Annotated in this window: 10 protein-coding genes; 1 reads left to right on the plus strand and 9 read right to left on the minus strand. The window is 64.5% G+C overall.

Annotated features, from left to right (window positions below; all coding sequences use genetic code 11):
- Positions 1–81: 81 nt before the first annotated feature.
- Positions 82–2355: a hypothetical protein gene (locus VSX79_RS09045; RefSeq protein WP_326913176.1), complete on the plus strand. Its 2274-nt coding sequence runs from the start codon at positions 82–84 to the stop codon at positions 2353–2355.
- A 147-nt stretch (positions 2356–2502) separates the two neighbouring features.
- Here the strand turns inward: VSX79_RS09045 and VSX79_RS09050 are convergent, their stop codons facing one another.
- The 9 genes from VSX79_RS09050 to VSX79_RS09090 are packed head-to-tail and all read right to left on the minus strand — an operon-like array spanning position 2503 to position 11857.
- Positions 2503–2763 carry a DUF1467 family protein gene (locus VSX79_RS09050; protein WP_179496129.1) on the minus strand — a complete coding sequence of 87 codons (261 nt, stop codon included), beginning with the start codon at positions 2761–2763 and terminating at the stop codon, positions 2503–2505.
- 15 nt (positions 2764–2778) lie between these two features.
- A complete protein-coding gene (locus VSX79_RS09055; protein WP_326913177.1) occupies positions 2779–4413 on the minus strand; it encodes a ribonuclease J in 1635 nt (544 codons plus the stop codon).
- Positions 4410–5195 (minus strand): type III pantothenate kinase, encoded by a 786-nt coding sequence (locus VSX79_RS09060; RefSeq protein WP_179496125.1) that lies wholly within the window; start codon positions 5193–5195, stop codon positions 4410–4412. The genes VSX79_RS09055 and VSX79_RS09060 overlap by 4 nt, the downstream gene beginning before the upstream one ends.
- Positions 5196–5197: 2 nt before the next feature.
- On the minus strand, positions 5198–6001 hold the full coding sequence (locus VSX79_RS09065) for a biotin--[acetyl-CoA-carboxylase] ligase (RefSeq protein ID WP_326915242.1): 804 nt from the start codon (positions 5999–6001) through the stop codon (positions 5198–5200).
- Positions 5923–7356 carry an NADH-quinone oxidoreductase subunit NuoN gene (gene nuoN / locus VSX79_RS09070; RefSeq protein WP_326913178.1) on the minus strand — a complete coding sequence of 478 codons (1434 nt, stop codon included), beginning with the start codon at positions 7354–7356 and terminating at the stop codon, positions 5923–5925. The genes VSX79_RS09065 and nuoN overlap by 79 nt, the downstream gene beginning before the upstream one ends.
- Entirely contained in the window at positions 7353–8906 is a 1554-nt protein-coding gene (locus tag VSX79_RS09075; protein WP_179496121.1) for an NADH-quinone oxidoreductase subunit M, read from the minus strand. The genes nuoN and VSX79_RS09075 overlap by 4 nt, the downstream gene beginning before the upstream one ends.
- Positions 8903–10939, minus strand: coding sequence for an NADH-quinone oxidoreductase subunit L (gene nuoL, locus VSX79_RS09080; RefSeq protein WP_326913179.1), 2037 nt, complete (start codon positions 10937–10939; stop codon positions 8903–8905). The genes VSX79_RS09075 and nuoL overlap by 4 nt, the downstream gene beginning before the upstream one ends.
- A gap of 4 nt (positions 10940–10943) precedes the next feature.
- Positions 10944–11249 carry an NADH-quinone oxidoreductase subunit NuoK gene (nuoK, locus tag VSX79_RS09085; protein WP_053554267.1) on the minus strand — a complete coding sequence of 102 codons (306 nt, stop codon included), beginning with the start codon at positions 11247–11249 and terminating at the stop codon, positions 10944–10946.
- Entirely contained in the window at positions 11246–11857 is a 612-nt protein-coding gene (locus VSX79_RS09090; RefSeq protein WP_326913180.1) for an NADH-quinone oxidoreductase subunit J, read from the minus strand. Before VSX79_RS09090 ends, nuoK begins: the two co-directional genes overlap by 4 nt.
- Between the last annotated feature and the right edge of the window lie 8 nt (positions 11858–11865).

The raw sequence follows: 11865 nt of genomic DNA on the forward strand, positions 1-11865 counted from the left end.
ATGAGCGGGGAAAAGAAAATCGTGGGATTGTGGCGGGATTCCGCGGCGAACCAGGAAGCAGACAGCAAGGCGCCGGCGGAAGTGACAGCGCCCGAAAACCCGGCTGCGCCCGAAGCGGCGGCGCCGGCCGAACGCGATTGGCTCGATATGTCGTCGCTGAACGATGCCGAAACCGCCGAGGATGCGGTGGCGCCGGCATGGCGCGACCGCGCCTTCCCCACCCTGCTCGGCCTCCTCGCGATCGGCTGGACGGGTTTCGCACTCGCGGTGGCAACCGAGGGTTTCGCCCGCGGTCCGGCCCTCACCGACTGGCCGCTGTTGATCGCGACCATCGCAATGCCGCTGACCTTGCTCGCGATATTGTGGATGATTCTGCTACGCTCGAGCCGGTCGGAGCAGGCGCGCTTCGCCCGCGTCGCCGCCGCCCTGCGCGAAGAGAATATGGCTCTGAACCAGTCGATGCACGCGCTCGGCCTGCATCTCGCCGACGCGCAAAAGCAACTCGGCGAACAGGCGAGGCTCGTTCAGCAGCTCGGCCTCGACACCGTCTCGCGCCTCACCGAAAGCAGCGACAAGCTCGCAAGCAACGCCTCGGTGATCGCCAACGCCCACGACCAGCTCGCGCGGTCGGGCGATGTCGCGATGCAGCGGATGGACGGGCTGCTCGCCGGCCTGCCGCGGATCGACGATGTCGCCCAGCGGCTGGCAGTCAATTTCCGCGAGGCAGGGCTCGTCGCGCATCAGCAGGGCGCCAATCTCGAGGCTCGACTCGCCGCGCTCGGCGAAGAGGCCGCCAAAGCCGCACAGACCAGCGAGACCTCGACCGCGAGCATTCTCGAGGCGATCGTCGCGCTCCAGGGACAGGCGAAGGAGACCGAGTCCGACCTGCTCTCCGCGTCGGCGCAAGTCACCGACGCGCACGATGCCGCCCTCGCCCGCATGTCGAACGTCGCCGTTTCTGCACGCGACGAGATGACCTCGACCGTCGCCGCGATGACGGGCGAGATCGACAGGAGCTGGCAGCAGTTTCGCGACGGCGTCGACGCCGCCGCGGCGCAGATGGACGCCCGGCTCGCGGCGGCGCGCGACGCGGGCGATGCGATGGGCGCACAGCTTGTCGCTCACGCCGATGCCAGCGACGCCCTCGCCGCGCGCATCACCGCGCATGTCGCCGACGTTGGCGAACAGCTTGAAATCCTCGACGTCAGCGTCGGTGCCAGCACCGGCGTCATCGGCCGCGCGATCGACGATACCAAGGCGCAGCTCGGCGCTTTCATGCAGGAAGTGCAGAGCGGAAACGCCTCGGCGCATCAGCTTATCGGCCATGCCGAATCGCTGCTGCTCGCGCTCGACGCGGTAACCCGCGAACTCGACGAGACGCTGCCGCATGCACTCGATCGCATCGCATCGCACGGGCAGACGACCCAGACGGCCTTGACGCAATTGCGCCCGCTGCTCGACGCGTCGGAACTGGTTGCGCAATCGACGATGTCACACGTCAATGCCGTGCAAGCGACGCTCAAGGCCAATGAGGAACAGATGGCGGGTCATGCGACCAGCCAGCAGGAACTGGCCGACCGGATCAACGCCGCGCTGGCGGAAGCCGATGTCGCGCTGGCGAAACTGCGCGCAGGCGCCGACGATTTCGCCGAACAGGGCGGCGCGCGGATGATCGCGACGCTCGACGAAGTGCGCGCCACCGCCGATTCGGCCGCCGACGAGGCGCGGCTGACGCTCGAAAAGCTGGTGTCGGGCGCACGCGACGCGATGCAGGCGACCGCGACCGGCGCGATCGATGCAGCGTTCAAGAATGACGTGATGGCGCAATTGAACGCGATCGAAGAGGCTTCGGCGCGCGCCGTCGCCGCGGCGAACGGCGCCGCCGACCGGCTGATGCGCCAGCTGATCACGATCATGGACACCAGCGCGAGCGTCGAGCAGCGCGTGAGCGAGGCCGAACAGGCGATCGCCGCGTCCGATCGCGATTCGCTCGCCAAGCAGGTCGGCCTCCTGACCGAGGCGCTGAAATCGACCGCGATCGACGTCACCAAGATATTGTCGAGCGAAGTCAGCGATACCGCGTGGGACGCCTATCTCAAGGGCGACCGGGGCGTATTCGCGCGCCGCGCGGTCAAACTGGTGGAGAATAGCGAAGCCAGGGAAATCCTGCGCATCTACCAGAATGACGACGGGTTTCACGCATCGGTGAACCAGTTCATCCATGATTTCGAAGCGATGCTGCGCCTGCTGATCGGCGCGCGCGACGGATCGGCGATCAGCGTGACCTTGCTGTCGTCGGATATCGGCAAGCTCTATGTCGCGCTGGCGCAGGCGATCGACCGCTTGCGGAACTGAACCCGCCGCGAACGGACCCGAATTGGAGCGGTAGCTGTCGTAAGCCTTCTTACGTCGTCATCCCCGCGAAAGCGGGGACCCGGAGAATGACGAATATTCAATAGGGTCGCTCGCCCACCCGAAAGCCGCCTAGGCGCTGCTCTGCGATCAAGCCCGCCCGGTCAACACGTCGGGGTCGGCCCAACCGTTGACATAAGCGACGTAATAAAGCCCGAAGGCCACCGTCGCGACGATCGTCATCTGGAGCAATATCCGCCCCGGACGAAATGTCGCGGGCGCGCCCGGCTCTTGCCCGCGAACCAGCGGCGTGGCGTCGTCGCTTGCCCGCCGGCCATGAAAGGGCAGAACGAAAAAGGCGCTGAATGCCCAGATCAGCAGGTAGATGGCGAGCGCCGAAGTCCATTTCATCGCGATTTCTCCGGATCAGACATCGACCAGCATCACATCGACCACCGGCTTTTTCCCGGTCCAGTCGGTTGCAATGCGGCGCACGCCCAGCCGGATAGCCTCGCGCAGCTTGTCCTCGTCGCGCGAGGGCCCGGTGGCCGCTTGCTGGGCGGCTTCACGCATCTCGTCGATAAAGGCCTCGCGCTCATCCTCGACCGGCACGCCGCGATAGCTGATCGCGCTTTCGACGAAGCGCTTGCCCGAAAAGATCACCGCAACGGTGATATGACCGTTGAGCGAAAGCTTGCGCCGCTCGCTCATCGTCTCGCCATCGGCGGGGAGGATGACGTCGCCGTCGAGGATCAGCCGCCCCGCGCGCACGCGCTCGACGATTTTCGCCGGCCCCGGCGCCAGGCGGCACAGGTCGCCATTTTCCTGCACGAGCGCATCCGGCACGCCCTTTTCGAGCGCGAAGCGGGCCTGTTCGTGCATGTGGCGGATCTCGCCATGCACCGGCACGATCAGTTTCGGCCGCAGCCAGCCGTAAAGCGCGGCCAGCTCGGGTTGCCCCGGATGGCCGCTGACGTGGATATGCGCCTGTTTCTCGGTGACCGTCAGCACGTCCTTCGCCGCGAGCTGGTTCATGATCCGTCCGATCGCGACCTCGTTGCCGGGGATCTGTTTCGACGAAAAGACGACGGTGTCGCCCGCCTCCAGCTTGATCTGGTGGCCGTCGGCCGCCATGCGCGCCAGCGCGGCGCGCGGTTCGCCCTGCCCGCCGGTCGCGATCACCATCACCTTGTCGCGCGGCAGGCGCATCGCCTCGTCGAAATCGACCGTCGGCGGGAAGTCCCTCAGATAGCCAACCGAGCGCGCGACGCCGAGGATGCGGTCGAGCGAGCGCCCCGCGACGCAGAGGCTGCGCCCGGTCGCCTGCGCAACAGCGCCCAATGTCGCCAGCCGCGCCGCGTTCGACGCAAAGGTAGTGACGACCACCCTGCCCTTGGCCTGACCGACCGCCTGTTCCAATCCTGCGCGCAAAGCCCCTTCGCTGCCCGATGCATCGGCGTTGAAGGCGTTGGTCGAATCGCAGACGAGGAAATCGACGCCTTCGTCGCCGATCGCGCTCAGCGCCGCGGCGGTCGCGGGCACGCCCAGGATCGGTTCTTCGTCGAGTTTCCAGTCGCCGGTGTGAAAGACGCGGCCATGGGGCGTGTCGATCACCACTGCGCTCATTTCGAGGATCGAGTGCGCGAGCGGGACCAGGCGGATACCGAAGGGGCCGATGCGGAAGCTGTCATCGATGTCGACGACCTTGATCTTGACCTCCTTCTCCAGCCCCTCTTCGGCGAGCTTGTGCGCGATCAGCCCCGCGGTGAAGCGGTTGGCATAGAGCGGCACGCCAAGGTCGGCGGCAAGATAGGGGATCGCGCCGATATGGTCCTCATGCCCGTGCGTCAGGACGATGCCGAGCAGATCCTTCTTGCGATCCTCGATAAATTCCAGGTCGGGCATGACGATGTCGATGCCTGGATAATCGTGACTGCCAAAGGTCACGCCCAGGTCGAGCATGATCCATTTGCCGTCGCAGCCATAAAGATTGGCGTTCATGCCGATCTCGCCCGATCCCCCCAATGCGAGAAAAAGCAGCTCCTTGCCCGGAGTCGTCATATCTTTTGTTGTCCTTGGTTATAGAGGTGCATGAGCCCGTTGAGCGTCAGATCGGGTTCGATACGATCGAACAGATGGGCCTGTTCCTGAAAAAGTGTCGCGAGGCCGCCGGTCGCGACCACGATAAGCGGTTTGCCGATCTCCGCCTTCATGCGCGCGATCAGCCCCTCCATCATCGAAACATAGCCCCAATAGACGCCGATCAGCATCTGGCTTTCGGTGGTGCGGCCGATCACGCTGGCACTCGCGGGCGCCTCGATCGCGATGCGCGGCAGCTTGGCGGCGGCGGCGACCAGCGCTTCCAATGACAGATTGACCCCCGGCGCGATGATGCCGCCCAGATAGGCGCCGTCGGGGCCGATATGATCGAGCGTCGTCGCGGTGCCGAAGCTGATGACGAGCTTGTCCTTGCCGGGTTCGACCGCCTGCGCCGAGATCGCGTTGACTGCGCGGTCGGCGCCCACCGACTGCGGCTCGTCGACCCTGAGCGCGATGCCCCAGCTCACCGGCTCGCGCCCCGCAACAAGCGCATCGACCCCGAAATATTTGACGGCGAGCAGCTGGAGATTGTGGAGCGCGCGCGGCACGACGGTCGAAATGATAACGGCGTCCACCTCGGCACGGTCATGGCCCTCGATGCGCATGAGCTGGTCGAGCCACACCATATATTCGTCGGCCGTCCGCCGGTCGTCGGTCGCGATTCGCCAGCGCGCGAGGAGCTCGGTGCCACGGAAGAGCGCGAATTTGGCGTTGGTGTTGCCGACATCGATCGCAAGCAGCACGACTATTCCCCTTTTTCGACCGGACGGCGGAGTTCGATGTCGCCCGCATGGATCAGCATGACTTCGCCGTCCGCCCTGCGCAAGCGCAGCGCGCCGTCGGGCGCGAGACCGTCGAACGTCCCGTCGATGTCCTGCTCCGACACGCGGAGCGGCGTGCCGACCGGATGGCCGAGCGGCAGCCAAGCGCGAACGATGCTTTCGACGCCCTCCTGCCGCCAGGTCCAGAGCGCATCGACCAGCGCGACGGCCAGCGCCTCGGCGAAGCGGTCGCGGTCGATCGCAACGCCGCTATCGGCAAAGCAGAAGGTCCTGCGGTCGGGCAGTTCGGGCGCCGACGCCAGATTGACCCCGATGCCGACCACGACGCTATCGCCGCTGCGCTCAAGGAGGATCCCCGAGCATTTCGCGCCATCGACCAGCAAGTCGTTCGGCCATTTGAGTTCGAGCGGAACCGAGGGCGCGAAAATCTTCACCACCTTCGCCAGCGCCACCGCGACGACGAGTGCGAGCGTCGCCGGCGACGGATCGCTCGCGGTCAGCCGGACGACCGTCGAGCCCATGAAGTTGCCCGAACCGTCGCCCCAGGCGCGGCCGAGCCGCCCCCGTCCGGCGGTCTGGCGGTCGGCGACCAGCCAATGGCCTTCGCCGACATGCTCGCCGCCTGCCAGCCGCGCCAGCAGGTCGGCGTTGGTCGAACCTGTCTGCGCGATCCGCTCGATCGGCGGGATCAGAACAGCACCGCTGCCGCGCTCGCCGAAAACACCGCCAGCGCCGGGATGAAGAGATAGCCGATGACCGATAGCCAGAGGGCGCTCGCGGTGATCACCGCATCCTCGACGATGGCGCCGCCACCCTTCGGGAACTCGGTGTCCGACTTGTCGTCGAAATACATCGTCTTGATGATCGCAATATAATAGAATGCGCCGATCACCGAGGCGACGATCCCCGCGACCGCCAGCGGCACGAGGTTCGCGTTCACCGCGGCCTCGAACACCAGATATTTCGGCCAGAAGCCAAACAGCGGCGGAATGCCGGCAAGGCTGAAGAGGAACACCGCCATTGCCGCGGCAAGGCCCGGACGGCGCTGCGACAGGCCGGCAAGCGCCGGAATGCTCTCGACCTGATTGCCGTCCGCATCGCGCAGCTGGAGCACGACGAGGAAGGCGCCGAGCGTCGTCAGCATATAGACGAGCAGATAGGTCAGCACGCCCTCCACCCCCTGCTGCGTCCCGGCGGCGAGGCCGATCAGCATGAAGCCGACATTGTTGATCGACGAGTAGGCGAGCAGGCGCTTGATATTCTTCTGCCCGATCGCGCCGACCGCGCCGAGGATGATCGAGGCGAGCGACAGGAAGATGATGATCTGCTGCCATGCGCCGACCGCGGGGCCCATGGCGTCGATCACGACGCGCGTCATCAGCGCCATCGCCGCGACTTTCGGCGCGGTGGCGAAAAAGGTCGTCACCGGAGTCGGCGCGCCCTCATAGACGTCGGGGGTCCACATGTGGAACGGCACTGCGCTGATCTTGAAGCCGAGGCCCGCGAGCACGAAGACAATGCCGAAGATCAACCCGATGTTGAGCTCGCCGCCCATCACCTTCGCGATACCCGCGAAATCGGTGGTGCCGGTGAAGCCGTAGAGCAGCGAAATGCCGTAAAGCAGCATGCCCGAGGCGAGCGCGCCGAGAACGAAATATTTAAGGCCTGCTTCGCTCGACCGCTCATCGGTCCGCATGAAGCTCGCGAGCACATAAGCGGCAAGGCTGTTGAGCTCGAGCCCGACATAGAGCGTCATCAGGTCGCGCGACGAGGCCATGATGCCCATGCCGAGCGCAGCGAAGAGAATCAAAGTCGGATATTCGGCGCGCATCCCGCCGCTGAAGAAGCGCGGCGCGACGATGATGCAGACGAAGCTCGCGGCATAGATCAAGAGCTTGGCGAAACCGCCGAAGCTGTCGACCGACAGCGTGCCGGAAAAGACCGTCGTTTCGATACCGAACAGCGCGACGACGGCGGCCGCGGCTGCGGCGAGCGTGAGCAGCGAGCTGAGCTGGTACAGGCCAACATTGCGGTCACCGAAGAAGGTGCCGAGCATCAGTGTAATGAGCCCGCCGATCGTCAGGATCAGTTCGGGCCAGATGAGCATCAGGTCGCCGGTCATTGGACGCCTCCAGCATGGCTCGATCCGTGGGCCGGTTCACCATGCGCCGCAGCGGGCTTCGCCTTGCCGGCGGCCAGATGCGCGTCGCCCGCGGGCTTCGCCGGAGCGAGACGCGCGACAACCGTCGTCACATCGCCGCGCATCGGTGCGAGGAAGCTTTCAGGATAGACGCCCATCCACAGCGCCACGGCGGCCAGCGGCACCATGATCGTCCATTCGCGCGCGTTGAGGTCGGGCATCGCCTTCACATCGTCCTTGGTCAGTTCGCCGAACACGACGCGGCGGTAGAGATAGAGCATGTACGCGGCGCCGAGGATGATCCCGGTCGTGCACACAAAGGCAACCCAGCTCGACGCTTCATAGATGCCCGCGAGGCTCAGGAATTCGCCGACAAAGCCGCTGGTCCCCGGCAGGCCGATCGACGCCATGGTGAACAGCATGAAGAACAGCGCATAGGCCGGCATGTTCACCGCAAGCCCGCCGTAACGGTCGATCTCGCGCGTGTGGAGCCGGTCGTAGATCACGCCGACGCAAAAGAAGAGCGCGGCCGAGACGACACCATGGCTGAGCATGATGATCAGCGCGCCCTCGATACCCTGCTGGTTGAACGCGAAGAGGCCCGCGGTGACGATCGCCATGTGCGCGACCGATGAATAGGCAATCAGCTTCTTCATGTCGCTCTGCACCAGCGCGACGAGGCTGGTGTAGACGACCGCGATCATCGACAGGCCGAACACGATCCACATCAATTGCCCCGAAGCGTCAGGAAACATCGGCATCATGAAGCGCAGGAAGCCATAGGCGCCGAGCTTGAGCAGCACGCCCGCAAGGATCATCGAGCCCGCGGTCGGCGCCTGCACATGCGCGTCGGGAAGCCAGGTGTGGACGGGCCACATCGGCATCTTGACCGCAAGGCTGGCGAAAAAGGCGAGCCAGAGCCAGGTCTGCATCGCCGGCGGGAAGTCATAGTTCAGCAGCGTCGGAATGTCGGTCGTACCCGCTTCGCCGATCATCGCGATCATCGCGATCAGCATCAGCACCGACCCGAGCAGCGTATAGAGGAAGAATTTGAATGCCGCATATTTGCGGTTCGCGCCGCCCCAGATGCCGATGATGAAATACATCGGGATCAGGCCGGCTTCGAAGAAGATGTAAAAGAGCAGCAGATCCTGCGCCATGAAAACGCCGATCATCACGACTTCCATGATCAGGAACATTGCCATGTAGAGCCCGACGCGGCTCTTGATCGCATCCCAGCTCGCAAGGATGCACAGCGGCATCAGGAAGACGCTGAGCATGATGAGCATCAGCGCCATGCCGTCGATGCCGAGCGCCCACTGGAAACGTCCGAACAGGTCGGCGCGTTCGGTGAACTGCCACTGCGCGCCGCCGATGTCGAAATTCGCCCAGAGCACAATGCCCAGCGCAAAATCGATCAGCGTCGCGACGAGCGCGATGACGCGTGCGTTACGGTCGCCCGCATAGAGGCAGAGGATGGCGGCGATCGCGGGGACCGCCAGCATCAGCGAAAGAATGGGGAGACCGCTCACAGGAAATTCACCATGGCCCAGCTGGCGAGGCCGACAAGACCGAGCAGCATCACAAACGCATATCCATAAACATAACCCGATTGCAGCCGGACCGCGAGACGGGTCCCCCCGGCGACGAGCGCGGCGGCGCCATCGGGACCGAAGCGGTCGATGGTGCCTTCATCCCCGCGCTTCCAGAAGAAGCGGCCGATCGCGAAAGCAGGCTTCACGAAGAGGATGTTGTAGAGCTCGTCGAAATACCATTTATTGTACAGGAACTGGTGGAGCAGCCTGAACTGCGCCACGAAGCGCGCCGGCAACGTCGTGTTGCGGATATAGCTGTTCCACGCGAGGAATAGCCCGATCGCCATCACCGTGAACGGCGTCCATTTGACCCACAAAGGCACTTCATGCGCGGCGTGCATCAGATGCTCGTCGAACGCGAGGCTGCCCTTCCAGAACGCCATGCCCTCTTCGGGATAGATGAACTGGTGGTGGAACGCGATGCCCGCAAAGACCGCACCGATCGACAGGACGACCAGCGGGATAAGCATCGAAAGCGGGCTTTCGTGCGGATGATAGCCCGCTGTGCCGTCGCTATGCGCATCGTAATGATGATCCGCGTGGGCATGATCGTCATGCCCGTGGCCGTGATCGTCATGCACCGCATGCTGGATATGTTCGCTCTGTTCCCAGCGCGCCTTGCCATAGAAGGTCAGGAAGACGAGGCGCCACGAATAGAAGCTGGTGAGGAAGGCGACGAAAATGCCAACCCAAAAGGCCACCACGCCGCCGCCGCCGCTCGCGAAAGCGGCCTCGAGGATGCCGTCCTTCGAATAGAAGCCGGCGAAGCCCGCGACGCCCGCGATACCGACGCCGGTGATCGCCAGCGTACCGAGCATCATCGCCCAATAGGTGATCGGGATCTGTTTCCGGAGCGCGCCATAATAACGCATGTCCTGCTCGTGGTGCATCGCGTGGATGACCGAACCGGCACCGAGGAACAGCAGCGCCTTGAAGAAGGCGTGCGTGAACAGGTGGAACATCGCGGCGCCATAAGCGCCCGCGCCCGCGGCGAAGAACATGTAGCCGAGCTGCGAACAGGTCGAATAGGCAATAACGCGCTTGATGTCCCACTGCGTCGTCGCGACGGTCGCCGCGAAGAAGCAGGTCGCGGCGCCGACGAACATCACGACGCCTTGCGCGACTTCGCTGGTTTCGAACATCGGCGACAGGCGGCAGACCATGAAGACGCCCGCGGTGACCATCGTCGCGGCGTGGATCAGCGCCGACACCGGGGTCGGGCCTTCCATCGCGTCGGGAAGCCAGGTGTGCAGGCCAAGCTGCGCCGACTTGCCCATCGCGCCGATGAACAGCAGCAGGCAGAGGATCGTCATCGTGTCGAGACGCATGCCCATGAAGGTAATGGTGCTTCCGGCCATGCCCGGCGCGGCGGCGAGTATCTCGGGGATCGAGACGGTGCCGAACACGAGGAAGGTGCCGAAAATGCCGAGCATGAAGCCAAGGTCGCCGACGCGGTTGACGACGAACGCCTTGATCGCCGCGGCATTGGCGCTCGGCTTCTTGTACCAGAAACCGATCAGCAGATAGGATGCGAGACCGACACCTTCCCAGCCGAAGAACATCTGGACGAGGTTGTTCGCGGTCACGAGCATCAGCATCGCGAAGGTGAAGAGCGAGAGATAGGCGAAGAAGCGCGGCTGGTCCGGGTCTTCCTCCATATAGCCCCAGCTATAGAGGTGGACGAGCGCCGAAACCGTCGTGATGACGACGAGCATCACCGCGGTCAGCGTGTCGACGCGCAATTCCCAATTGAACTGCAGCGCGCCCGACTGAACCCAGTGCAGCACCGGGGTCACCGTCGCTTCGCCGCTGCCCGTCACGAACGACAGGAAGATCGGCCAGCTCAGGGCGCAGCTGGTGAACAGCGCGCCCGTCGTGATGATTTTCGACGGCACATTGCCGATCACGCGCTGGCCGAGGCCTGCGACAAGCGCCGCCAAGAGCGGCAGGAATACGATCGCCTGGATCACCGGTTTACCCCTTCATCCGGTTGGCATCGTCGACGGCAATGGTGCCGCGGCCGCGGAAGTAAATGACGAGAATGGCAAGGCCGATGGCGGCTTCGCCTGCAGCCACGGTCAGCACGAACATCGCGAAAACCTGTCCGACGAGGTCGCCGAGCGCCGCGCTGAACGCGACAAGATTGATATTCACCGCCAGCAGGATCAGCTCGATCGCCATCAGGATGACGATGATATTCTTGCGGTTGATGAAGATGCCGAGCACGCCGAGCGTGAACAGCACCGCCGAAACGGCGAGATAATGGCCGACCGAAATCACAATTCCATCCCCTGCCCGACGCCCGGATCGACCAGCCGCGTCGCATCCTGCGGGCGGCGCTGGTTCTGCAGCGAAATATTCTGGGTGCGGACCCCGCCACGCTGGCGATGCGTCAGCACGATCGCGCCGATCATCGCGACGAGCAGGACGATGCCCGCCGCCTCGAACAGGAAGATGTAGCGCGTGTAGAGCAGTTCGCCGATCTGCTGGATATTGCTCTTGTCACTGACGGCAGGTGCCGCGCGCGCCGCGAGGTCGACCCCGCCCGCACTCCACGCGCCGACCGCGAAGATCAGTTCGGCCGCAAGGATGATCGCGACCAGCGCGCCGAGCGGCAGGTAGCGCACGAAACCCGCGCGCAACTCGGCGAAATCGATGTCGAGCATCATCACGACGAACAGGAACAGCACCGCGACCGCGCCGACATAGACGATGACAAGCAGCATCGCGATGAACTCGGCGCCCGCGAGCAGCATCAGCCCCGCCGCGTTGAAGAAGGCGAGGATCAGCCACATCACGCTGTGGACCGGGTTGCGCGCGAAAATCACCATCGCCGCGGAGGCGATGACGATCGTCGCGAACAGGTAAAAGGCAAAGAGTTGGATCATGTGCGCGC

Source organism: Sphingopyxis chilensis, from assembly GCF_035930445.1.
Lineage (GTDB): Bacteria > Pseudomonadota > Alphaproteobacteria > Sphingomonadales > Sphingomonadaceae > Sphingopyxis > Sphingopyxis chilensis.